This is a genomic window from Psychrobacter sp. ENNN9_III, from assembly GCF_001462175.1.
In the GTDB taxonomy this organism is placed as follows: Bacteria; Pseudomonadota; Gammaproteobacteria; order Pseudomonadales; family Moraxellaceae; genus Psychrobacter.
Genome location: NZ_LNUO01000035.1, coordinates 1 through 24,099, shown reverse-complemented (window position 1 = coordinate 24,099; position 24,099 = coordinate 1). Strand labels below are relative to the sequence as shown.

Sequence of the window (24,099 nt, the reverse complement as noted above, 5' to 3'; positions counted from 1 at the left end):
ACATTACATAGTGAGGCGCTCTATAGTTAGCAACTATCTGTCTTTTTTCTATAGTAATAACAATAATTTATACAAACCATGTCAAACCACTTTATGTACTTAGTTATTACTTATTTAGCGATGGCTTTAAAATGAGCAACTTGGTTTGCATTGCGAATAGTCAAGATAGGTACATTGTTTACGTTATTATTGATGCTATATTTGCCTTGTACCGTCGCCATCGTTGCCGTATCAAAGCTCGCTTGTGGCTCAGGACATGCCATCATAGTGGCTAGGACATTGTTTAGTACCACATTACCATTTACGACACTATATTCAGCGCCCATGTTATTACAGGTATTCATAAAAGTAACGCGATCGCTACCATTGGATTCAGAGAAGCTAAGTGTTAACGGTTTAGATGGGTTATAAAATAGCTGAGAGACTTGTTCACCATTGCTACGTTTGGCCTCAACGAGCTGCCAGTCATGAGCCTGTAAGGCATCTGAAGTAATAGGCTGCGTAACTGGGGCGGTGACATTTGGAGTAGTTTGACAACCAGCAGCAAGTGTACCTACTGTAAGGGTTGCAGCCATCATTACTTTGGTCATATTTTTCATAAAAACTCCTATAATAGATAAATTTAAATCTTTAAATAATAAACATGTTTTTCGCTTATTATTTAGCATCATAACTTTTATAATGATTGTTTATTTTTATTTAATTTTTTGAAAAACTATTCTAAACAACAGCGCTATTATGCCTGACTAGCAGATTATTGTCATGAAAGTTTACGTACACCCTTACCGCTAGATTTGTTCAACTATATAGGTGTTTTGCTAATCCTTCTTGTCAAAGTGTAGGTTACCTGCTAACTGTTAATCTAAATCCAATCGCTCTGATCTATCAAGCGCTCGCTACCTTTAATCACTCAACACTCTTAATCACTCGCTATTTTTAATCACTCGATATTTTATCTAAAACCAACACAAAAAAATACCCCACTTATTAGCGAGGTCTTTTGCAAAGATTATTGTTACATAATTTTGATCAAATAACATCTGTACCAGTAATGTCAGGCTGGCTAGTTGGCTGTGAATTTAAAGACTGACAGCCTACTAGTACGCTTAACATTACAAGGCTAGTCACTACTGCTTTGGTCATATTTTTCATTGGTACTCCTCGTGTAGATTGATTAAATATCGTCGTTGGTAAGTTTCTTATTGCATGAGACCTATGATACCTGTCTGTATTCTCACTATTAACATTAGCTTGTTTGAGCTTCAATAACAACTATCATCTACTTTGCTATCAGTTATTTAATGTTAATCAAAAATATTTATGACTATCATTGCTGTTACATAACGGTATAGCCAGCCAAGCGTTCATCGAAAAACACCGTGACTGCTAGCGTTTATGGCAGAGCCGTTAACCGTGCATTTATGTTATAATGTACCTACATTAATTCTATAACTATAAGTACGATAATGATGACTAAAAAATCCCTTATTCAGTCCCCTGAAGCCATAGAAAAAATGCGTGTTGCTGGTAAGCTTGCCAGCGATGTACTTGTGATGCTTGATGAGCACGTCAGAGTCGGTATCAGTACCGAAGCGCTCAATCAAATTGCTCACGATTATATCGTCAATGAGCAAGGGGCTATTCCAGCACCGCTTAACTACAATGGTTTTCCAAAATCAATCTGCACCTCAGTGAATCATGTGGTGTGCCACGGTATCCCGTCCGAAAATAAACTGCTCAAAGACGGTGATATCATCAATATCGATGTGACCGTGATTAAAGATGGCTATTATGGCGATACCTCAAAAATGTGGATCGTTGGTAATGGCTCCATCATGGCGCAGCGTATCTGTAAAGTGGCACAAGACGCACTTTATGCAGGCATGAGTGTCGTCAAAGATGGCGCACGCTTGGGTGATGTCGGTGCTGCTATCCAAGAAGTGGTCGAGCCTGAACGCTTTAGTATTGTACGTGAGTTCTGTGGTCACGGTATTAGTAATGAGTTTCATCATGAGCCACAAGTTATGCACTACGGCAAAAAAGGCACAGGGTTCGAGCTTAAGACTGGCATGACCTTTACTATTGAGCCAATGATTAACCAAGGCACGTGGCAGACCAAGATTCTACCGGATGAATGGACAGCCATTACTAAAGATCGTAAGCTGTCAGCGCAATGGGAGCACACGATGGTTGTGACTGATAACGGCTGTGAGGTGTTTACCACTCGCCCTGAAGAAGACTTAAGCTTTTTGACCCAATGATATAAATAAAGATCGCTTAGGCGGTCTTTTTTTTTGGACTATTATTATCGGCTTTAGGCTATCATCGTCTTTAGGCCATTATCATTGTTAGTCGATAGATACACGTTGAGCATCATGCTTGCTACTTTTTTACCTTTATACTTTTATTTGCTTTTCATTTCTAATAATCTCTATTTCTGAATTCTTGATTGGATAACGCTCATGTTCTCTTTCGATGCTGCTTCTATTAACCTCACTCCGCTACCCTCTTTTCCTGCGTCAGATACGGTCTCATCATCTGATACGGAGAAGTCTTTACTTGGTATACCCAAATGGTTGACCCAAATTAATACTGATATTAACCGCGCCCTTGAGCGTGGAGCGAATATTCGTCAATTGGTTGGCGCTCGTAGCGATGCCATTGATGATTTGCTGATGGCGTTGTTTACGTGGTTTGAGTTGGACAAGACGGATTTGGCATTATTTGCAACTGGCGGCTATGGGCGTAATGAGCTGTCATTATACTCAGATATTGATATCTTGCTATTAGCCCCTAATGAGTTAAAGCCGAACGTTAGCAGTAAGATTGATAGATTGGTAGCGATGCTATGGGATATTGGACTAGAGCCTGCGTTATCGGTACGTAGTGTCGATGACTGCTTGGAAGCTGCAACAGATCATACGGTTGCCAGTGCCTTACTAGAAGCACGATTATTAATCGGTAATGAAGCGCTAAAGAGCATTCCTGTAGATGTCGTCAATAAGCTATGGTCCCAAAAAGATTTTTATGAAGTAAAAATCAATGAAGCCAAGGCGCGTTATATTCGGCATAATGCTACTGAATACAATCTTGAGCCCAACATCAAAACAGCGCCAGGCGGACTGCGCGATATTCATATCGTCGGTTGGGTGACCAAGCGCTACTTTAGAGTCAGCAAGCTTTATGACTTGGTACAACAAGGCTTTGTGACCGAAAAGGAGTTCGATGAGCTAAGCTTTGCTGAAAGCTTCTTATGGCAGATACGTCATTATTTGCATGAGATGACTGGTCGCAACGAAAATAAGCTACTGTTTGATTATCAGCGTGATATTGCGCAGCGGATGGGTTATGAGACGCAGCCAGATGATCAACCCAATGCCGCCGTTGAGCGTTTTATGCGTGACTATTATCGCTGTGCAATGCAAATATCCACGCTGTCTGAGATGCTCATCAACCATTACTACGAAACCATCATAGAACCGCATTTACCAGAACACGAGCAGCCAACTAAGCGCCCTCTAAACGCCCTCTTCAATCAGGTCGGTGAGCAAATTGCCATCTCCCATCATCGTGTGTTCTCTCAGCACCCTGAAGCGATTTTAGAGATGTTTTTACTCATGGGACAATATGGGATAAAAAGTATTCGAACTCGAACTCTGCGCGCACTAAAAATTGCCGCGCGTGGTATCGATCAGACCTACCGTGACAATCCTGAACATCAAGCGTTGTTTTTGGAAAATATAAAAGAGCAGAATTATCTGTTTCATCGTTTGCGTGCGATGAACCGCTACGGGGTACTGGGTAATTATATCCCCGCCTTCGCGCAAGTGACCGGTCTTATGCAGTATGACTTATTTCATCGTTATACGGTCGATGCGCACACGCTATTTTTGATACGAATTTTGCACCGCTTTACCGACGCGCGTTTTTATGAAGACTTCCCATTGGTTAGTGCGATTTATCAGCGTATTGAGCGCAAAGAGATTTTAGTATTGGCAGCGATGTTCCATGATATTGCAAAAGGTCGCGGCGGTAATCACAGTCAGCTTGGAGAGACTGAGTCGATTGAGTTTTGTTTGGCGCATGGTATGAGTAAAGCCGATGCTCATCTGGTAGGCTGGCTGACGCGCTATCATTTACTCATGTCTATGACTGCGCAAAAAAAGGACATATCAGATCCTGAGGTGGTGACTGTCTTTGCTGATTTGGTCGGCAATGTCACTCATCTCAATCACTTGTATGTACTGACAGTGGCGGATATGAACGCTACAAATCCGCAGCTTTGGAACAGCTGGCGGGCGACTTTGATGAAACAATTATACTCACAAACGCGGCGTATTTTACGCGCCGATATTGACGCACCGACCAACCGCCAAGATATGATTCGCGCGACACGTAAGCAAGCGCTGACGATGCTTGATAACGTTGATAATCAACATATGAATCGTGATGAGGTGCTTAGATTATGGAATGAATTAGGGGATGAGTACTTTTTGCGCGAGATTGCAGAAGATATCTTATGGCATACCGAAGCCATCTTAAACCATCCTCCTATCGGCTATGCTTCTAATGCTGATAGCACGCCATTAGTCGTATTACGCGAGCATCGGGAGCTGGCTTTAGATGCTGTGCAAGTGTTTGTATATACCCAAGATCAAGCCAACCTATTTGCCGTTACCATGGCAGTATTTGATCAGATGAATCTTGATGTACTAGACGCCCGAATCATTACCGCGACCCGTGACTTTGCTTTGGACTCTTATGTATTACTTGATCGTAGCGGTACATTACTAAAAGATGAGGACAGCCAACAAGAGCTAAAGCAGCGTTTGGTCAATGCCTTTAAAAACCCTACAACCCCCAAGCTTGCGCAAAAACGTATCCCGCGCCAGCTTAGACACTTTGATGTGCCGACCGTTATTGGCTTTGAGTTTAATGAGGCTTCAGGTCAGCATATCATGAGCTTACAGACGCTTGATCAGCCAGGACTTTTGGCCCGAGTGGGACAGGTGTTTTTACAGCAAGGTATTGAAGTGCATGCAGCTCGCATTACAACTTTAGGTGAACGCGCAGAAGATATGTTCTATCTTAGTGATCAAAACGACGCGCCCTTATCTATAGACAAACTTGATACGTTAAAAGCCGCTTTGATTGCTAGTATCAGTGTCTTACCAGATAGCAGCCACTCTTAGCTTGGCGTGACTGCTATCAACCGATTTAAAGGGTACGGTTCTAATTAAGTAGTATGGTGCTAAGATATAGCAATCAGGCTTTTATAGATCATTTTATCAGCATAAGGTGACAGCTCTTCGTCAGCAATCTCTGGTGGCAGTATTTCTGCTTCTATTTGATACTCTCCTAATATCAATCGCCCAGCTTCGACTTCTTTTTGGAGCAGTCGTTGCAGGCTTGCCAGTTTCAAATGTGACTTATAACGCTCATAAATCGTTTGTAAAGAGATGGGCGCACTGGCATGAATAGCAGGTAAAATAATATCTGATGCCAGTATATACATCTCATTCAACGCTTGTTCGCGTACCAGATCTGCACTATCGATATTGTTTTGCAAACGATTTGCCAAACGTCCTTTAGACGACAACATCACTACAAATAGCAGTGTCTGCACACCAAATACAGCCATATACATCCACAAATACAGCTCTACATTTAATAGACTACTAAGTAGCATAAGAACGATAGCCACAACAAAATAGCTGACCAATTGCCATAATAGCCACATAATTAGACTATTATCTCCAAACCAAAACATCCAGCGCTCTTCTAGGGCAATAAGGCTCTGACGCGCTTCCCACCATTGCTGTTCACGCTGTTTTAGCTGCTCGCAAAAACTGGCTTTTTGTAGATCGATATCACTGCTACTGTTTTCAACGTCGTTGGCACTATTATCGAGCATGTCGATATCAAGACGGTTAGTTCTAGAAGCTTTAAGCATATCAATCATCCTAACAATGGCTTGCCATAATCTATGGTAAGCATTGTATCTATTGTTGTTATTTATAAGCTACGAGTGATAAGACCAACAGCTAAGTCATTGAACGTCTTAACAAATAATTGCTCAGACAATGACAGCGAATGTAAAGCAAGAAGGAAAAGACAAAAAATAAGAGAAGTGCTACACTGTCTGAATGTAATTTTTCTTTATAGTTTTATTATCAATGGCCTATTATAGTTACCTAATCTATGAATAACAACTTAATGCGTTTACATCCATATCCGTTTGCCAAAATGGCGACTCTTTTAGCAAACAGCGCTCCAGCCCCTGCCTACACAGAGATTAAGCTTGGCATAGGTGAACCAAAACACAAGCCACCAACATTTGTACTGGACGCGCTACAAGAAAACTTAGACAAACTATGTCGATATCCGACTACTAATGGTACTTTTGAGCTGCGTCAAACCATTGCGCATTGGCTCGAAAAGCGGTTTTTTTTGCATCACGTCGATGCCAATACCGAAGTACTGCCGGTCATGGGCACGCGCGAAGCTATTTTTAGTTTTGTACAAGCGGTGGTGAGTCACGACGAAAATACAGCTAAGCTAGAAGACAAGACAGATAATAAGCCATGTGATCCTATCGTCGTCATGCCCAATCCTTTTTATCAAATTTATGAAGGAGCTGCGATACTTGCGCAAGCGGCGCCATACTTTGTACCTTGCACATTGGACAATGACTTTAAAGGCAATTATCGCACTGTGCCGAAAGATATCTGGCAACAAACGCAGCTTTTATTCGTCTGTAGTCCAAACAACCCGACCGGCTCTGTGATGACCATGGATGACTGGGAGTTTCTTATCCGTCTGTCAGATAAATACGGCTTTATTATCGCCAGCGACGAGTGCTATAGCGAACTGTACTTTGACAAAGCGCCTATTGGTCTGCTACAAGCTTGCGCCGAACTTGGTCGTAATGATTTTTAAAAACTGCGTCGTATTTCACTCATTATCGAAGCGCTCAAACCTCCCCGGTCTACGCTCAGGCTTTATCGCAGGCGACGAGACTATTTTAAAATCTTATTTACAATATCGTACCTATCAAGGCTGTGCGATGCCTATACCGCATCAGATTGCCTCTATCGCGGCTTGGCAAGATGAGAAACATGTGGCGCATAATCGGGCGCTATACCAAGAAAAATTTGCGTTGTGGATGGCAGAATTAGGCGAGCTACTAGATTTACGTATGCCTGAGGCTGGATTTTATTTTTGGGTAAAAGTCCCTGAACAGTTCGATGGTGATGACGAAGTCTTTGTTAAAGTACTGTATGAGCAAGCCAATATCCATGCGCTTGCTGGGCGTTACTTGTCACGTGAAGTCAATGGTAAAAATCCCGGTCAAGGTTATGTCCGTATCGCTCTGGTTGCTAGTGTTGAAGAGAGCCGTGAGGCAATTGAGCGTATTCGTAAATTGTTAACGGAGCATACCAAGTCATCTGTATAATCAGTAAATGGCTCAGCAACTGCCGGATGAGTTTTTGTATTTTTCAATTATCATCATAGCGTCGCTCTTATCTTTAGTCGCTCTCATATCCCTATTAACAATAATGTTATAAAGGGCAAGATAGTGCTATAGTAAGACAATATCGTTTTACTATAGTCGCCTATGCAGCTCAGCTTTTTTATGACTTTGTCTTAGTCATTGAGTTTGCGATGATAAACTGCTTGTGTGGACGACGCTATCAAGGATGATGCCATGCCCCATCTTGATTTTACCCAGCCCCCATTTGACGTCCTGCGTCTCACTGAACGACAAAGTCTCAAAAAAAACACCCAAGTTCGCTATCTTGGCGCAAATGAAGCCTTATCTAGCGATGACTTACACAACTTTTTTGTGGTATTAAAAGGGCAGATTGACCAAACACTGGCGGATGAGTTAGTCGCTTCCTATTTCGGTAGTAATCACTCCGATCAACTCAACAGTAACGACTGGTTTGATGGTCGCCGGACACCTGAATCGCAACACCATATCAAAAAAACTCAAGACAATGAGCCTTATCCTGATACTTATCAGTATATTGCTCATGAAGACACTTTGTTGCTCCAAATCAGTGGCACCGCTATCGATAAAATCAGCGCGCAAAATCATCTGGTCCGCCAATTACTATCAGACAAATTGCCTGAGAGGTTAAAGGCACTACGGCAACGACGTAGTTCACCAGCTCAAGGACTGGGTCTGAATGCCGGAAGCTATACGGCGCAGCAAGAAGTACAGCAAATCATGCTACAACCAGTCACTAATGTCATGCTACTGCCTGTACATATTATCGACGCTGACCATAGCCTACATGAAGCTGCGCGTATCATGACCGAGGCTGGACTGAAGCATGTGCTGGTACGTCCAAAGAGTCATTTATTAGAGCAACCCATAGATATACTTAACAATGCTGAAGATATCTCTCAGCCTGAAATTGAAACTGAACATAGCCTTACCCACCGTTCAGATCGTGAGCTTGGTATCTTGACTGATACTGATATCTGCCGCGCTGTTAGCGAACAACAAGACCCTGCCACCACTCCCTGCCAGTATTTTGCCAGCTTTAACCTACGCACTATCAATGCGCACAGTGAGATTGGTGATGCGCTAATGACCATGACTCGCTACCGTATTCACCGATTACCTGTCATCGATAATAAAGGTCAGGTCGTCGGGGTATTGGGTCAAAGCGATGTATTGGCTTATCTTGGTCACCACTCACAGCTTATTAGTGTTCAAATTGAACAGGCAAAGGACTTAAACAGCCTAGATACGGCGGTCGAACTCATCGGTCGCTATATTCGTACGCAGCATCAAAACGGAGTCAAGATTGGTATTGTTAGCCGCATGGTGCAAACGCTAAATGCGCAAGTCTTTACTAAGCTTTGGAAACTGATCGTTCCTGATGAAGTTGTAGCAAATACCTGCGTTATCGTGATGGGCTCAGAGGGTCGCGGTGAGCAAATCATGCGTACTGACCAAGATAACGCGCTCATCATTCGTGATGGCTTTACTCATCCTGATTTGGCGCAGTTTGCCGATACCTTTAATAACCACTTAGCAGATCTTGGCTATCCATTATGCGATGGCAAGATTATGATGAATAACCCAATGTGGCGACAACCGCTAAAACCGTTTAAAGCCCAAATCAGCTTATGGTTCAAAAACACCGATCCGATGCACAGTATTTACTTATCCGCCATACTCGATGGTGAGTACGTCTGTGGCGATGAATCTCTGCTAAACGATATACGTGACCATCTAAAAACGGCGCATCGGCAATCAGATCGGATGTTTGTACGGCAGTTTGTACGGGCGGCGCTCCAGTTCGGTGACGTCAATCAATGGTGGCAAAAGTTTGTGCCGTTATTAAGCGGTAAACCCAGCTCGCATGATATTGACCTTAAAAAAGCCGGTATTTTTCCACTGGTGCATGGTATTCGTGCTTTGGCATTAGAAAATGATATTTTAGAAGTACCTAGCACTAAAGGTCGCCTCAAAGTTTTGGTACAAGCTGGCGCTTTAAACCAAGAGCGTGCTGACACTTTATCAGAAGCTTTAGAGTTCTTTATGGCGCAGCGTTTATCGGTTGCACTCTCTACAGATGATAAGTATGCACGGCACGTCGACCCAACTACCTTATCAGCGCTAGAGCGCGACCTATTAAAAGAGTGTCTTGCCGTGGTAAAAAGCTTTAAAACACAGCTGCGGCAGCATTATCAACTAGAGGCATCATAGAGGGATATTCGACTGATATGAGTTGGTTAAAGCAGTTGTCTGCTACATGGCAAAAGTCGCAATTGCAGCGTCCTGAGCTGGCATCGATGTTTGACAAGCCTATAGCTGAGCAATGGGTCGCGATAGACTGTGAGATGACGGGGCTCAATCCTAAAAAGCATCACTTATTATCGGTAGCAGCCATTCATATCAATGGCAATACTATCGATACAGGTAATGGCATGCACTTAGTTTGCAAACCGCCTGTGATGCCTGATCGTGATACCATTGTGATTCATGGTTTGCGTACCGCTGATGTCGAAAACGGGATGAGCTACGATGAGATGCTCGAGTTACTATTACCTTTTATTGATAATCGTCCAATAGTGGGATTCTGTCCAAAGATAGATACGGGCTTTTTAAATCCCTTGGTAAAACGCTATATGGGCACTACTTTACCCAATGATGTTATTGATGTGCGGCACCTATATAGCCGGCGTGTAAGCGGTCAAACCCAAGGCCTCTCCGGTCAATCACAGCATCTGACCAGTATCTTGGCGCATTATGATATTCCTGAGCTTGGCACGCATGATGCTTATAACGATGCCATCATGACAGCGATGGCATTTTTGCATGTACGTTAAAGCTCGTCGCCAATTCATGTTAATATATGCGGTTTTTGCCACCTGATGGTAGACCATTCATGCAACTCACCTTCAAACTTTACACGCCTCCTACAACGATTGCCAAACTGAAGCTTTTTTGCACTTATTTGCGACCGCTTAATCAGTCTAGCAAACGCTTATCAACGCTTGCACTATTTGCCACAGCTATCATAACGCCACTTCACGCACAGGCAGCCCTACCAGACGCTATCCAAGCAGCACTATCGCGAGCAGATTTAACCGCAGCCGATATTAGTATTATCATTACCCCAGTGGGGGATAAAAACGCAAGTCGACTACCCTCTCCGATTCAGGTTATTGACAGCGATATTGTTGACAACAATGATACTCAGACTCAGCTTGCAAGCACCAATTCTGAGACCAATAGCACCAGTCAAAAAACGGCGCAAACCAATAACAATAATGTCAAAAATGATGTCAGTCAGCAGATTACTTTGACTACTATCGAGAAGCGTACGATTAAAAAACATGAGCAAAAATTGCTTGCTTATACGGATGATCCTTATACTTATCAAAGTCTAGAGAGCATTCCAACAGTACTCTCAGATAATGTAAGCTCAAAATCTATTAACAATGCTAATAGCGATGAAGATGCCCATGTAAGTGCTAATGTAAGTACTGATAAAGACAGTAGTGCTAACGTTGCTACGCCAACGATCAAAATTTCATTCTCACCTTTATTAAGTCATCAACCAGATATCGCGCGCACGCCAGCCAGCACGATGAAACTGGTGCCCAGCTTTATTGCTTTAGATACATTAGGTGCTAACTTTGTCTGGCAGACACGTGTTTATCATACGGGTATTATTATCGGTGATCGGCTCCTTGGTGACTTGATTATTCAGGGAAGTGGCGATCCCAAAATGACCCATGAGCGTTTGCAGCAGCTACTTTATAAGGTACAAGCAACAGGTATTCGTCATATTAACGGTGACATTATCATCGACAGCGCAGTTTTTAAAAATGTTGGCAAAGATCCTGCGGCCTTTGATAACGCACCGCTGCGACCTTATAATGCCAGCCCTGATGGTTTTTTGGTAAACTTTAGCACTATCGGCATCAAAAGCTATCCATTAAATGAGGGACAAGCAAGCCTCACTTACACACCAAAACTAGCAAATTATCAATTGCCTAGTACGATAAACACGCGTTCAGCTACCTGTGGTCAAGCTAGTTATAGCCTTGCACCTCAGTGGCAATCGCAACAGCTAATCTTAAATACTACTCTACCAACTAGCTGTAAAGAACATGTTTTTTATGTCGCGTATCCTGATGCCAAAGATTTTGCGGCACGCGTCATCGCCGCCAAATGGCAAGAGCTGGGCAATACATTGAGCGGAAACGTTATCACTCAAGAAACCCCTTATACTGCGGCAAAAAACACAAAACCAACACGTAGTCTGGCAACGCTTCCTATGTCACCACTACCTCTTGTCAGCTATCCGTCGTTAAATCTAACTCAGCAAATTTATGACATTAATCACTTTTCTAACAATGTCATGACTGAGCAAGTGGCGCTATCGATTGGGGCTTACGACAAAGCAAATGCCTTTCAATCAAAGACTGCTAAAGCAAACATCGCTACTGTTGAGACGCCCAGCACAAACAATGATGAAGCGAACAATAATAAAATAATAAACAGTAAAACAAACAGCTTATACCAGTTTGGTAAGCCTATTGCTACGGGCTATCCTGCTGCCTTACAAACCATCAACCAATGGTGGCAAACCCATCTAAGCACATCGCCGCCGCACTTGACCAATGGCTCAGGACTTTGCCGCGACTGTACGATTACAGCGGCCAACTTAAGCGAGCTGTTAACTTACGCTTATAGTCACCCAAGCTTTGACGCCTATGTCAACTCTCTAGGTATCGCGGGTGTCAGCGGCACTATTGCTGCTCATGGCGAGCGCTTACCTGAGTCAGCAGCGATTGGCCGTGCATGGATAAAAACGGGCACCTTAAATAATGTCACCTCGATGGCAGGCTATGTCAAAGGAGCGTCTGGACAAGACTATGTCGTCGTCGGCCTGATAAATACCGAGCAGGCGCTAAACACTTATACTGCCAGACCAGTATTAGACGCGATGCTCGACTGGACCGCACAGCACTGATTTTTTATTGCGAAAAATAGCACTACACTACCAGTCTCTAGCTTCTGTTCCGCTTTTATCGGCTACTTATTTATATCAACTGTATGTTTTTACCTTTATAAAGGTCATCTTATGTCACGCAAAACAACCAATCTTAGCAAGTCTACTGTCAAAACAGCCCGCAATGATCAGCTACATAACTCTCAGCTGAACCAACCTAAGATGGCTCAATATATCGGTTTTTTTGCGGTTGGTTATATTCTTACCAGCACAATATTTATGATGATTCAAACCCAAATTGCGCTAAATTCGCAACTGGTGACGGTGATTTCTATCATCATCGGTACTTATATCGCTGTGAATAAATTTATCAAACATCATAAGCGAGTGCTAAATAGAGATGAGATCAACCGCTTGATGCTCGGCGGAGTGACTAGCGTATGGCTGCTTACTGCCATTTATTTTTTTGGGAATATGGTTCTTATTATTTGATGCAGTAAGCCGCGAGGTATTACTTGAGATGACCATGCAGCAGCCCCTGCCTCTACTCTCTGCATTAGTCATGATATTGGTGCTCACTTTTATCAGTGCACGAATCAGTATATTACTCATAAACCGTCTGCTTGATCCAAAACGTAAAGCGCCATAAAGATTGACAGTCTATCTACAACGCACTACAAAATTTTTGCACTATTAATACGTAAATTCCGTTACGCTGACTTTAGTTAGATTACACTTAATTTAGCAATCTAAGAATTTGAAATATAGTATATTCAATTTAAAAGTGTTACAGCGCTACTGGGATGATTTTTGCGCAGCCTCTGGGAACGCAGCAAGCAAGGAAAAATTATACCAGTAGCGCTTTTGAACTTATGACAGTTTTATTTTTAATTGACTATACTTTGTATTATTAATAGGAGTAAATACGATGGACATGCTCTTTTTCGACAGTATAGATAAGCTTGGACGTATTGTCCTGACTACAGTCATGGTTTATGTATTGGTGGTGATAACCACAAAAGTCTCTGGCAAACGCTCTACCTCACAGCTAAACAACTTTGATTGGATTGTTACCGTGATGATTGGCTCGCTGGGTGCGAGTACTATTTTACTCAAAGAGGTCCCGCTTATTGAAGGGTTTAGCTCAATATTGGTACTTTACTTGTTGCAGTTTTTGGTGACCAAATATGCGGCAATTTCACCGCAATTTAGCAGCGTTATATTATCTGATCCGCGCATCGTTTTTTATCAAGGGCAATATTTACCAGATGCCATGCGTGCTGAACGCTTGACTCGCCAAGAGCTTGAGTGTGCTATGCGCTCTGAAGGCATTAGCAGCTTGGATGATATTGAAGCGATTGTCTTTGAGTCTGACGCCAAGTTAACTGTCATTACTAAAGATAATAAGAATCAAGATTCAGATACTATCTCCGAGACACTATCGCCTTTGACGGATTAGCAAGAATCAATGAAATAAATCAAAGAAAACTAAGGAACAAGCGGCAATGAAAGCACGACTCTTAACCATTGGTAATAAAATGCCCAAGTGGGTGCAAAGCGGCTTCGACGAATATTATAAACGTATCCAACCTATGCTCAGCACCGAAATCGTTGAGCTTACCGCAGCCAAACGTGCCAAGAATCCTTCTGATGCCAATCTAGCTCAGTATCGCGAGCAAGAAGGTCAAACAATTTTGGCAGCTCATGCAACTGCTACCCGTGAACAGCTTTGGGTGCTGGACGTCAAAGGCAAAATGCTATCGACAGAGAGTCTAGCAGAAAAACTGGCAGATGCTATGCAGCAAGGCGATGATATTGCGTTCGTAATCGGCGGTGCAGATGGTGTCTCGCAAGACGTGTTGACGCAGGCAGATGTAAAATGGTCATTGTCAGCGCTGACGTTACCGCATCCTTTGGTACGAGTGGTATTGATGGAGCAGTTATATCGAGCGATGAGCATTAACCACAATCATCCTTATCACCGTGGTAATTAAAGTCGCTGATACAAATGTTGTAAACTAAGCCTGTCATAAAATTAAGCGCAATAAAATATGAATAGCTTAATAGATTGAAAAACCCATACGTGCCCTAATAAACGGTACATGAGCTATTCGAAATTTGCGAAACTTACGCCATTTAACCATCTTTATAAGCATGCTAAGACGATTGAGCCAATCAGTGGCGCTATCGCTTGGGCAGATGCGCCCGCAGGACTCAATAATGCAGCAAGACTGCCGGCATTATTTATATCTCACGGTGCACCGACGCTTGCTATTGAGCAGTCTGCGACCACGAACGCCCTTGCGCGAATAGGTCAGAACTTACCCAAACCTCGTGCCATCGTTATTATGTCTGCGCATTGGTTATCAGCTAAGCTTGAGATTAGCAGTAACCCTAGACCTAAAACTTGGCATGATTTTTCTGGATTTGATCCTAAGTTATACGAATTACAGTATCCTGCTCAAGGTCATGTCGAGCTTGCTGAGTCTTTAGCACAGCAGCTGACAGCACGCGGTATCATTTGTAGTGCCAATCCGATGCGAGTCTGTGATCATGGTGTCTGGGCACCGCTCAAACATCTATATCCAGAAGCGGACGTTCCTATCGTACAGATATCTCTGCCGCAGCATTATGATAGTGTGTCTCTTTATCAGCTGGGTGCGCAGCTTGCCCATTTGCGTGAGGAGCAGATACTTATCATCGGCTCAGGTAATATCACTCATAATTTGCAAGCGCTACGCTGGCAGGCCGATAGCGTTGATCCTGCCGCCAAAGACTTTAAGTTATGGTTGTTACAACAACTCAAAACAGACATCCCATCCGCGCTAGATTGGCACCAGTATCCTGATTATAAAAACATCCATCCAAGCGATGAGCACCTGTTGCCGCTATTTTTTGCGCTAGGGGCTGCGCAGCGCGTGTCTGTTGTGCATGAAAGCATGGCCCATCATAGCCTTGGAATGGATATCTATCGCTTTGACTAGATCAATTCTACAACCCTATTACTTGGTATAGCTACTTCTCAAAAGCCGCCTTAGTAAATAATCCTGCGCGCTCAATCTCTCCTGCCAAACTTAATAACGTCGTCTCATCATTCATACGACCGATCAATTGCATGCCAATTGGCAGACCCTTTTTACTCATTCCAAGTGGCAGTGACATGGCAGGTAAGCCTGTGACATTACCGAGCAAAGTAAACGCCATTTTGCTCAATACAGGGTGACTAAGCTTTTCAATCATTCCTGAGCTAAAGGTATATTTACCCATATTAATACCTTTATTTAACAAACCTGAGGTGCTCATTAATATCTCGTCTACTCGACTTGGGGGCAGCACTCCATGCTTCACCGCTGTCGTCGGTACAGTAGGGCATAAGATCATGTCGTATTGTTCAAGTAACTTACCAGTCTGGTATTGGCTATCATGCCAGCCGTGCTTTGCGTGTACTAAGTCAACAGCAGACAATGAACGGCCAAGCATCGCCATATTATAAGTTTGTGGCTCAAGGTTTTGCACGTGCTTCTTGCCATGGCAGCGCTCAATATCGTCGATAGTAAAAGCCGTATGGGCACAAACCACTACGATAAAATCATGCCAAAACTTTTCGATATCAATGTTTGGCTCAGCTGGTACAACGCGATGTCCCATGGCCTCCAATTGCTTAGCGGTTTGTTCAAGGACTGCCAATACTTCTTTATCGACTGCGGTATTAGCAATGAGTGGCTGCTGGTGCAAAGCAATCGTTAGCGGACGTGGTGCACGCATTGCTGCTTGCAAAAATGTGCCATTGGGCGGTGCAATCACATAAGGCGCGCCAACCTCAGCGCCGCTAGTCGCATCTAGCATCGCTGCACTATCGCGCACCGTACGCGTAATGACGTGATCAGCGATCGCACCATCCCAGCCCTCACCAAATGCAGGTCCGATTGGATTGCGGCCACGGCTAGGTTTGAGGCCAAATGTACCACACCATGCTGCAGGAAAGCGTATCGAGCCGCCACCATCTCCTGCGCCTGCCATCGGTACAATACCGCTGGCGACTGCCGCTGCACTACCGCCCGATGAGCCACCAGAGCTATAGCCCTTTTTGAATGGGTTGTGGGTAGCGCCATGCGCTTTTGGCTCAGTGGTAATGATCAATCCAAACTCTGGGGTATTGGTCTTGCCAAAGGTATTAACGCCACTGGCTTTCATACGTTTGACAATTTCGCTATCGTAATCGGTCACAACATTGACACTACGACTGCCCATCGTTAATGGCTCATCAGCAAAATAGAAAGATAAATCTTTTAAGAGATAAGGGACGCCAGTAAATACGCCTTTTGGTAAACCTTTTTGCGCGGCATCATAAGCACGCTCATCAAATCGGTGAATAATGGCATTGAGCTTGGGATTGAGTTTGTTAGCTTGGTTTACGGCCGCATCTAACAATTCTTTGGCGCTGACTTGTCCTGAATTGACCAAACCTGCTAATCCTAGTGCATCGTATTGAGTATATTCTTTAAACATTTTTGCATCCTTGCTTAGAAATAATTTTGTTTATGGTCATCAAACCTATCAAGTATATCGCTTTAGATAACAGACGAACAGATACCTTATTAGCACTACTCTGTTCATTCCTCTCTTTATTTGACCAAAAAGCGAGCCACTCTCGCGACTCGCTTTTTTTTATTAATTAAATCTACTGGCATTTACATAAGTAGTTCACGCTTACCACTTTTTCCCATGGAGCTGACCAGTCCAGCCTCCTCCATAGAATCGACGATGCGCGCGGCACGGTTATAACCGATACTAAATTTGCGCTGAATACTAGAAGCAGATACTTTACGGGTTTCCATAATAAAGGCGACCGCGTCGTTATAAAGATCATCGTCTTCACCAGATGCACTGCCAGTACTACTGCCGCCAGGGCTAGATAATTCAAAGTTACCTGCCATATTGTCGATATAGTCTGGTGCGCCGCGCTCACGCCATGCATCGCACACACGGTTAACCTCTTCGTCACTGACATAAGCCCCATGGACACGATCTGGTTCAATCTGTCCTGGCCCTAAAAACAGCATATCACCGTTGCCGAGCATGTCTTCTGCACCGCCACTATCCAAAATCGTTCGTGAATCGACTTTTGAGTTAACCCGCAATGCCGCACGTACTGGAATGTTGGCTTTAATCAAACCAGTAATGACATCGACCGATGGACGCTGAGTGGCGAGCATAAGATGAATACCTGCCGCCCGTGATTTTTGAGCCAAACGCGTGATAAGCTCTTCTGCTTGCTTACCGACCTGCATAATCATATCGGCAAACTCATCCGCGACAATGACAATCATCGGTAAGGTTTTGAGCTTAGGTGCTTGGTCAATGCTTACACTGTCATTAGGTCGCCACAATGGATCAAGCATCGGCTTGCCAGCTTTTTCAGCGGCTATTACCTTTTTGTTAAACTCATTCAGCTTACGTACTTTTAGCAGACTCATTAACTGATAACGGCGCTCCATCTCAGCCACGCACCAAGATAAGCTACTAGCAGCTTCTGTCATATCGGTGACGACAGGCGTTAATAGATGCGGAATATCATTATAGTTGGCCAGCTCAAGCTGCTTTGGATCAATGAGAATCAAGCGCAGATCATTTGGCGTATATTTAAGTAGCATCGAGAGCAGCATTGAGTTTACCAATACTGACTTACCAGAACCTGTCGTACCTGCGACTAGCATATGCGGTGCACGAGCAAGATCAGTGATAATAGGATTGCCACCGATATCCTTACCCATTGCCATGCTAATTTGCGCTTTAGGATCTTTGTATTTTTCGGTATTCAAAAGCTCAATCAGACGCACCATTTCGCGTTTTTTATTCGGCACTTCGATGCCGATATAAGGCTTACCTGGAATGACTTCGACCACACGTAAAGAGGCCATAGACAATGAACGCGCCAAATCACGTGAGATACCCGTAACCTTGCTGGCTTTTACCCCAGCGGCCAGATCTACTTCAAAGCGCGTAACGACTGGCCCTGGAATCGCATTAACCACAGAGGCCTTAACATTGAACTCTTGAAGTTTAATCTCTAATAGCTCTGATAGTTGTTCAAGCTCCTGAATAGTATAGCTTGGTTTACGATCAGGATCTGGTTTATCCAAGATAGACAGCTCTGGAATGGGCGACAGCTGCGCACGATATTGGGCGGTTTGCATTGAGCGCGACTTTCGACTAAACGCTGCATCATCACTGATATCAGGCATAACTGGCGCATCTGGGTCATCTAGACGACTATCGTCTTCTGGCATCATATCAGTAATATGGTTACTACTATCACCCTCAGGAACAGCAAAGCTCATCGTTGGTTTGGACCCTGCCAACGGCTCGGCATTGATGCTCGAATTAACGCTTTCTACCGCCGGCTCAGCTTTTGGCGCCGGCTTTGGGTTGGCAGGTGGCGTATTGGTCGGGGTCATATCTTTCGATATCATCGGCTCTTGTACATTTAGCTGGCGTTTAGCGTCAACGTTATCAGTTTTTGTTACTCTCTCTTCTACTATAGGCTGATCTTCGACGACTGGTGAAGCTTGATGTTCAGCCCTCTTCGTAGCGTCATTTATTGGTTCGAGATGATCGGTAGCGCCTTTGTCAAAAGAAGTCATAGGCTCAAATGAAGGTGCTATATCTACATTTACAGGCTCGTTTTCAGCCAACCAATTATCCGCCAACTCATCTAAATTAGGTGTTTGCTCGTCGGCAACAATCGTATCTGTCTGTTCAGACTTAATTGCGTTAGATTGGTTATCTTCAAACGCTGTATCGTCATATTCTGCCGCTTGCTCAAAATCTACATGAGTTTCTACAGGTGTAGATATGACAGGATCTACAGCGGCCGTCGATGTTGATACGCATTGGTATTTTTCAGCTTCAGTTGCCAATAAATCATCAACCGTACCAGCATCATTCCACGCAAAGCTAGGCTCAACTTTACGAGTAGGCATAGTAGGTGCTACTGCTTGTGTTTTATTATTAGTATTTTCAGTATGATTATTCGATACAGGAGCTGATGCTTGTGAGTTGTCATACAAGGTAGCCTGACTTGTAGCAGACTCAGCAGCATCGGCTGCAACAGTCGCTTTCACGCTAGCCCTAAGACCTGACTTGGTCAAAAAATCTGTCAGTGCATAACTAAAGCGACTGCTATTATCTGGCGCATGGCTTACACCAGCCGTTTGTAGCTCAAGTGGTAGTTGCTCGTAGTCATCGGCACTTTGTTTCGCTCTATGTTCAGCGCTTGTATGGTTGTTAGTACTGGCAGCTAAATTTTGAGCTGCGCTGTTTTCTTCATCATTGGATGCTAGATTATGAGAGCTTTGCTGACTGTAGTCATGCTGAACACTATTATCTTTGACACCTGAGCCAAGCCATGACAAATCGGTAAGCTTACGATATAACTTATGCCAGTGAATATTGAACGCAAACGTGGCAGTAATACCGACAAAGCCTGCCAAAAACAACACACTTCCCCACTGCGATAACAGCTGTGTCAAGCGGGCTTGCAACTCAAGTCCAATGATGCCACCTGCAACGCCTTCAAGGCCTGATGCGATAGGGTCTGTAACTTGCTGTACTAAAGCAATGATTTGCGCAAACAAGGCACTACTACTCAGTATTAAAAAGACATAAGCCACCAGCCGCAGCAACCAAAATGTCGGCTTATTGTCCCACCAAATCAAGATAGATTCATAAATCAAAAAAGCCAGTAGCCACCAAGCGCCAAAGCCAAAAAAGCTATAGAACAGGTCAGACAACCATGCGCCTGTTGAGCCGCCCATATTATTAATCGTCGTCATATCACTGCTGATATGTGACCAGCTGGGATCATTACCGGTATAAGTCGATAAAATAACGAACAAATAAACGGCCAAAATTATCCCAAGAAAGGTAAATATGCCTTTTTTTAAATATTCAATAAGCGGTGCTGATATCACGTAGAATCTGCCTTGTTATCCATACTAAATAGTCGTCAATTCATGATTAAGCTTAATCATGTTGACATAGATTGATGTAGCCAAGTGTCTATAAACAGCTTGTATAAAAAGCGTCTATAATAGAACAGCTATTATAAGGTATCTCATTGCTATACATAACGTAAAAGTCGTCATTTATGACCTAAAATAGGCGCTTGGTGGTCTATGTTGGTAATATGCCTGCCTGTTAATCACAGATGTCACTCAAACTCTAGGCATCTAGCATAACTTCTTATAATAACAAATACATAGCTCAATTGGGGACGATGTTATTAATAAAGAGGTCTAAAAAACACATCGATAACGGATTTATAAGTAAGCAGATACATCAAGAAAATAACGAAGCTCACGCTACTGAAGAATAAAGCCACGAAAGCTTTTGCCTGACTACATTTGGGACGGCAACAAGCATGCTTTAATTCTAATAATACCCATATTAGTTTTAGCAAACTTGCACTTTTTAGTGATGGCCCTTATGTTAGTATCATATATAATTAAAAGCACACCATCCTCTTTAATCTTTCATCATTATTGTTTACCAAATTTAGCAAGGAAAAAACATGTCAATTGAAAATAATACACAAGAAACACGTCACGAAAAACTTATCATTTTAGGCTCAGGTCCAGCAGGGTATGCTGCAGCTGTTTATGCCGCACGTGCCAATCTAAAGCCAGTTATGGTCACTGGCATGGAAGTAGGCGGACAGCTGACCACTACCACTGAAGTCGATAACTGGCCGGGCGATGCTTATGACTTGACAGGCCCTGTGCTTATGGATCGTATGAAGGCACACGCTGAACGTTTTGGTACAGAGCTGGTCTACGATCATATTAATGCTGTTGATTTAAACGTGCGTCCGTTTCAACTGACTGGCGACAATGGCAGTTATACTTGTGATGCTCTTATTATCTCAACAGGCGCTTCTGCTCAGTATTTAGGTTTAGAATCAGAACAGAAATTTAAGGGTTTGGGTGTGTCAGCTTGTGCTACCTGTGACGGGTTCTTTTATAAAGACCAAAAAGTAGCGGTGATTGGTGGTGGTAATACCGCTGTTGAAGAAGCGTTATATCTATCTAACATTGCCTCTGAAGTCACATTAGTGCACCGCCGTGATAGCCTGCGTTCTGAAAAAATTCTACAAGATAAGCTATTTGAAAAAGCCAAAAATGGCAATATCAAAATAGAATGGAACCATAAAGTCCAAGAAGTGGTTGGTGATGATATGGGTGTCAACGGCATTATCATTGAATCTATGATTGATGGTAGTACCAAACAGTTAGATAGTCATGGTATGTTTGTAGCAATCGGTCATAAGCCTAATACTGATTTATTCAAAAATCAGTTGGACATGAAAGATGGCTATCTTATCGTCAATAGCGGCTTGAATGGTAATGCTACACAAACCAGTATCGAAGGGGTGTTTGCAGCAGGTGACGTCGCTGATCACGTCTATCGTCAAGCCATTACTTCTGCTGGTACGGGTTGTATGGCAGCGCTTGATGCCGAAAAATATTTAGATGCTATCAATGAAGCCACTGCGACTGATCATACTTATGCGTCGACCCTAACTGCTGATAAAGAAGCCTAAATGGGCAGCTTTTTTCAACAAAATAATAGCCATATCACGCCTGAGATCTTAAAAAGTCTTGGGCGTTATGACTTTCCCAATCCTATCTCTATCGACCCAGATGGTATCGTGGCTGTGGGTGGCGACTTAGCACCCCAAACACTGATCTCTGCTTATGCGCAGGGTTTATTTCCTTGGTTTAATGAAGATGAACCTATCGCTTGGTGGTGCCCTGATCCTCGCTGCGTGATGGTACCGACTGATTATAAGTCTAGCAAGTCGCTACGTAAGCAAGCAGGCCGTGCGCGTTGGCAGCTGACGCTCAATCAAACTTTTGATGACGTTATCCACGCCTGTAGTTTACCGCGTAATAATGGCTTGCCCGAAGGCGAGCATACTTGGATACACGAGGAGATGATTGAGGCTTACACAGAGCTTCATGCGCATGGGTTTGCACATAGTATCGAAGTTTGGGACGAGAAAGGCGCACTTATTGGCGGGCTTTATGGGCTAAAAATAGGCAGTATATATTTTGGTGAATCTATGTTCCATCGGGCCTCTAATGCCTCGAAAGTTGCATTTTGGGGCTTGATGCGTTTGTGCGAACAAAGCAATGTCGCACTTGTGGACTGTCAGTTGCCAAATGATCATTTAATGAGCTTAGGCGCAACGACTTTACCGCGCCCTAATTTTTTAGCGCAGCTAGATACACTGATTGGCAGCGGTTCAGTCAAATGGCAAAAAAATTCTCATAAACCCCTAGCCGTATCGCTACTTAATACGATAGCGCCTTGGCAACTTAGGTGAAAATCAGTGCTATGGTAATAACGAAACACTTTACGACTACCGACCGACGAGGCTAGTATGGCATCCGATACATCGTTTTTACTGATTGGAAGTTTGGCAACTCAGGCCAATACTACCAAAGACACAATACGCCATTACGATCAATTAGGACTGCTAAGATCACGTAAGCGTCAAGCTGGATCCCGTCTCTATACTGAGTTCCATCCAGATTGTATTGAACGTATCGAGCTGATTAAAAGTGCTCAAGCTATCGGTTTTACACTCACTGAAATCAAAACCAGTCTTGATGATTATTATGATGGCAATTTAGGACTTGATGAGCAATTAAGTCTCACTCGGCAAAAGCTAGAACAAGTGAGCAAACAGCAAGCCAATATCAAACTGATGGCAGAGATGTTAACCGAACGTATTGAGATGCTGGAACGTATGAAAGCAGATGATGACTATAAATTTACTATTAACGATTGTAAGAACAAACTGCCTTTACAACCATAAAAGGTTTATTTGCAAATGCGTCAACTTCACTGTTTGTTAATAGCAACAGACTCTTTTATGATAATTAATTATAAACACGTTGCATAATAAGCGCATCAATCGCTGGCTGATTCGGTATACGATAATAGCCTTGCCGCTTATGGATATTTATAAACTTCTGCTGCTCATATAAAGCTATTGCTGGCGCATTATCTGCGCGTACCTCCAATAGTAAACTCTCTACTTGTTTGTCTAACAACTCTCCCTCCAGTGTAGCAAAAATTCGTGAAGCGACACCTTGGCGCTGATAATCAGGACGAGTACCGATACGTAAGATTTCTGCTTGTTCAAACATAACTTGGTACAAACAATACCCAACTACCTTTTTATGATTAGTCTTCTTTTCTTGTGGTTCATCATAAACGATAATCATATCAATACTATCTTGCTCGAATAGCTCAACCAATGTTTCATACGTCCACGCATCTTGCAATTGAACCTGAGTCTCGATAGTAGCTATAGCCTGAATAGCTTGCTCAATAAGTGCTTGGCTATCTGATAGCTTTTCTATAATGAGCACGGCTTAACCTCTTATGTTATCGTTTTAATTATGTCTATGATATATCAACAACTAGGTGGCAAGGTCTAAAATTGCCCTCAAAATGATGACATACTCTAAATCAATTAAACTTTATCTTAATGTGAACACCAGCGTTTATGTCCTGCTTCTACATATGTAGTGCTTTTACGTAT

The 24,099-nt window shown here is 43.2% G+C and carries 19 protein-coding genes and 1 pseudogene; 14 read left to right on the top strand and 6 right to left on the bottom strand.

Features of this window, described 5'->3' with window-relative positions:
• Positions 1-110 precede the first annotated feature (110 nt).
• Positions 111-599, bottom strand: coding sequence for an META domain-containing protein (locus tag PENNN9_RS02775; protein WP_058368224.1), 489 nt, complete (start codon positions 597-599; stop codon positions 111-113).
• A gap of 430 nt (positions 600-1,029) precedes the next feature.
• A complete protein-coding gene (locus PENNN9_RS13245; protein ID WP_256713909.1) occupies positions 1,030-1,152 on the bottom strand; it encodes a hypothetical protein in 123 nt (40 codons plus the stop codon).
• Positions 1,153-1,469: 317 nt separating this feature from the next.
• On the opposite strand from PENNN9_RS13245, the gene map reads away from it, so the two are divergent.
• Both map and glnD read left to right on the top strand, forming a co-directional pair.
• Positions 1,470-2,261: a type I methionyl aminopeptidase gene (map, locus tag PENNN9_RS02770; RefSeq protein WP_413771731.1), complete on the top strand. Its 792-nt coding sequence runs from the start codon at positions 1,470-1,472 to the stop codon at positions 2,259-2,261.
• A gap of 201 nt (positions 2,262-2,462) precedes the next feature.
• On the top strand, positions 2,463-5,192 hold the full coding sequence (gene glnD, locus PENNN9_RS02765) for a [protein-PII] uridylyltransferase (protein ID WP_058368222.1): 2,730 nt from the start codon (positions 2,463-2,465) through the stop codon (positions 5,190-5,192).
• 59 nt (positions 5,193-5,251) lie between these two features.
• Here the strand turns inward: glnD and PENNN9_RS02760 are convergent, their stop codons facing one another.
• Positions 5,252-5,953 carry a hypothetical protein gene (locus PENNN9_RS02760; RefSeq protein WP_058368221.1) on the bottom strand — a complete coding sequence of 234 codons (702 nt, stop codon included), beginning with the start codon at positions 5,951-5,953 and terminating at the stop codon, positions 5,252-5,254.
• Positions 5,954-6,201: 248 nt separating this feature from the next.
• Here PENNN9_RS02760 and dapC point away from each other — a divergent pair.
• The 9 genes and pseudogenes from dapC to PENNN9_RS02720 all read left to right on the top strand — a co-directional run bounded on the left by dapC (position 6,202) and on the right by PENNN9_RS02720 (position 15,469).
• A pseudogene (gene dapC / locus PENNN9_RS02755) lies at positions 6,202-7,456 on the top strand (succinyldiaminopimelate transaminase).
• 252 nt (positions 7,457-7,708) lie between these two features.
• Entirely contained in the window at positions 7,709-9,727 is a 2,019-nt protein-coding gene (locus PENNN9_RS02750) for a DUF294 nucleotidyltransferase-like domain-containing protein (protein WP_058368220.1), read from the top strand.
• Positions 9,728-9,744: 17 nt separating this feature from the next.
• Complete coding sequence (locus PENNN9_RS02745; protein ID WP_058368219.1) at positions 9,745-10,350, top strand: 3'-5' exonuclease; 606 nt, start codon at positions 9,745-9,747, stop codon at positions 10,348-10,350.
• A gap of 59 nt (positions 10,351-10,409) precedes the next feature.
• Complete coding sequence (locus PENNN9_RS02740; RefSeq protein ID WP_082637965.1) at positions 10,410-12,506, top strand: D-alanyl-D-alanine carboxypeptidase/D-alanyl-D-alanine-endopeptidase; 2,097 nt, start codon at positions 10,410-10,412, stop codon at positions 12,504-12,506.
• Positions 12,507-12,617: 111 nt separating this feature from the next.
• Positions 12,618-12,977, top strand: a complete 360-nt coding sequence (locus tag PENNN9_RS02735) for an ABZJ_00895 family protein (RefSeq protein WP_227511701.1) — start codon at positions 12,618-12,620, stop codon at positions 12,975-12,977.
• 34 nt (positions 12,978-13,011) lie between these two features.
• Positions 13,012-13,134, top strand: coding sequence for a hypothetical protein (locus PENNN9_RS13240; protein ID WP_264752887.1), 123 nt, complete (start codon positions 13,012-13,014; stop codon positions 13,132-13,134).
• Between the two features lie 279 nt (positions 13,135-13,413).
• Positions 13,414-13,944 carry a DUF421 domain-containing protein gene (locus PENNN9_RS02730; protein ID WP_058368217.1) on the top strand — a complete coding sequence of 177 codons (531 nt, stop codon included), beginning with the start codon at positions 13,414-13,416 and terminating at the stop codon, positions 13,942-13,944.
• Positions 13,945-13,990: 46 nt separating this feature from the next.
• Positions 13,991-14,479 carry a 23S rRNA (pseudouridine(1915)-N(3))-methyltransferase RlmH gene (gene rlmH / locus PENNN9_RS02725; RefSeq protein ID WP_058368216.1) on the top strand — a complete coding sequence of 163 codons (489 nt, stop codon included), beginning with the start codon at positions 13,991-13,993 and terminating at the stop codon, positions 14,477-14,479.
• Positions 14,480-14,587: 108 nt separating this feature from the next.
• Positions 14,588-15,469, top strand: a complete 882-nt coding sequence (locus PENNN9_RS02720) for a DODA-type extradiol aromatic ring-opening family dioxygenase (protein WP_082637964.1) — start codon at positions 14,588-14,590, stop codon at positions 15,467-15,469.
• 31 nt (positions 15,470-15,500) lie between these two features.
• Here PENNN9_RS02720 and PENNN9_RS02715 read toward each other — a convergent pair whose 3' ends face one another.
• Together PENNN9_RS02715 and PENNN9_RS02710 are read right to left on the bottom strand one after the other, a co-directional pair.
• Positions 15,501-16,994: an amidase gene (locus PENNN9_RS02715; protein ID WP_058368215.1), complete on the bottom strand. Its 1,494-nt coding sequence runs from the start codon at positions 16,992-16,994 to the stop codon at positions 15,501-15,503.
• A gap of 182 nt (positions 16,995-17,176) precedes the next feature.
• A complete protein-coding gene (locus PENNN9_RS02710; protein ID WP_058368214.1) occupies positions 17,177-20,458 on the bottom strand; it encodes a DNA translocase FtsK in 3,282 nt (1,093 codons plus the stop codon).
• A 599-nt stretch (positions 20,459-21,057) separates the two neighbouring features.
• Here PENNN9_RS02710 and trxB point away from each other — a divergent pair.
• Genes trxB through PENNN9_RS02695 form a run of 3 tightly spaced genes read left to right on the top strand, consistent with a single transcriptional unit; the run spans position 21,058 to position 23,367 of the window.
• Positions 21,058-22,086, top strand: coding sequence for a thioredoxin-disulfide reductase (gene trxB, locus PENNN9_RS02705; protein WP_058368213.1), 1,029 nt, complete (start codon positions 21,058-21,060; stop codon positions 22,084-22,086).
• Complete coding sequence (gene aat / locus PENNN9_RS02700; protein WP_058368212.1) at positions 22,087-22,872, top strand: leucyl/phenylalanyl-tRNA--protein transferase; 786 nt, start codon at positions 22,087-22,089, stop codon at positions 22,870-22,872.
• A gap of 57 nt (positions 22,873-22,929) precedes the next feature.
• Positions 22,930-23,367: a MerR family transcriptional regulator gene (locus PENNN9_RS02695; RefSeq protein WP_058368211.1), complete on the top strand. Its 438-nt coding sequence runs from the start codon at positions 22,930-22,932 to the stop codon at positions 23,365-23,367.
• Between the two features lie 64 nt (positions 23,368-23,431).
• Here the strand turns inward: PENNN9_RS02695 and rimI are convergent, their stop codons facing one another.
• Positions 23,432-23,926, bottom strand: a complete 495-nt coding sequence (gene rimI, locus PENNN9_RS02690; RefSeq protein WP_058368210.1) for a ribosomal protein S18-alanine N-acetyltransferase — start codon at positions 23,924-23,926, stop codon at positions 23,432-23,434.
• Positions 23,927-24,099 lie beyond the last annotated feature (173 nt).

Bases quoted from the DNA above. Each gene is read 5' to 3' on its own strand.
- PENNN9_RS13245 (WP_256713909.1), bottom strand. From the start codon at position 1,152: ATGAAAAATATGACCAAAGCAGTAGTGACTAGCCTTGTAATGTTAAGC.
- PENNN9_RS02715 (WP_058368215.1), bottom strand. From the start codon at position 16,994: ATGTTTAAAGAATATACTCAATACGATGCACTAGGATTAGCAGGTTTG.
- PENNN9_RS02720 (WP_082637964.1), top strand. From the start codon at position 14,588: ATGAGCTATTCGAAATTTGCGAAACTTACGCCATTTAACCATCTTTAT.
- aat (WP_058368212.1), top strand. From the start codon at position 22,087: ATGGGCAGCTTTTTTCAACAAAATAATAGCCATATCACGCCTGAGATC.
- PENNN9_RS13240 (WP_264752887.1), top strand. From the start codon at position 13,012: ATGCAGCAGCCCCTGCCTCTACTCTCTGCATTAGTCATGATATTGGTG.
- map (WP_413771731.1), top strand. From the start codon at position 1,470: ATGACTAAAAAATCCCTTATTCAGTCCCCTGAAGCCATAGAAAAAATG.
- PENNN9_RS02750 (WP_058368220.1), top strand. From the start codon at position 7,709: ATGCCCCATCTTGATTTTACCCAGCCCCCATTTGACGTCCTGCGTCTC.
- trxB (WP_058368213.1), top strand. From the start codon at position 21,058: ATGTCAATTGAAAATAATACACAAGAAACACGTCACGAAAAACTTATC.
- PENNN9_RS02740 (WP_082637965.1), top strand. From the start codon at position 10,410: ATGCAACTCACCTTCAAACTTTACACGCCTCCTACAACGATTGCCAAA.
- PENNN9_RS02760 (WP_058368221.1), bottom strand. From the start codon at position 5,953: ATGCTTAAAGCTTCTAGAACTAACCGTCTTGATATCGACATGCTCGAT.
- PENNN9_RS02735 (WP_227511701.1), top strand. From the start codon at position 12,618: ATGTCACGCAAAACAACCAATCTTAGCAAGTCTACTGTCAAAACAGCC.
- PENNN9_RS02745 (WP_058368219.1), top strand. From the start codon at position 9,745: ATGAGTTGGTTAAAGCAGTTGTCTGCTACATGGCAAAAGTCGCAATTG.
- glnD (WP_058368222.1), top strand. From the start codon at position 2,463: ATGTTCTCTTTCGATGCTGCTTCTATTAACCTCACTCCGCTACCCTCT.
- PENNN9_RS02695 (WP_058368211.1), top strand. From the start codon at position 22,930: ATGGCATCCGATACATCGTTTTTACTGATTGGAAGTTTGGCAACTCAG.
- rlmH (WP_058368216.1), top strand. From the start codon at position 13,991: ATGAAAGCACGACTCTTAACCATTGGTAATAAAATGCCCAAGTGGGTG.
- PENNN9_RS02775 (WP_058368224.1), bottom strand. From the start codon at position 599: ATGAAAAATATGACCAAAGTAATGATGGCTGCAACCCTTACAGTAGGT.
- PENNN9_RS02730 (WP_058368217.1), top strand. From the start codon at position 13,414: ATGGACATGCTCTTTTTCGACAGTATAGATAAGCTTGGACGTATTGTC.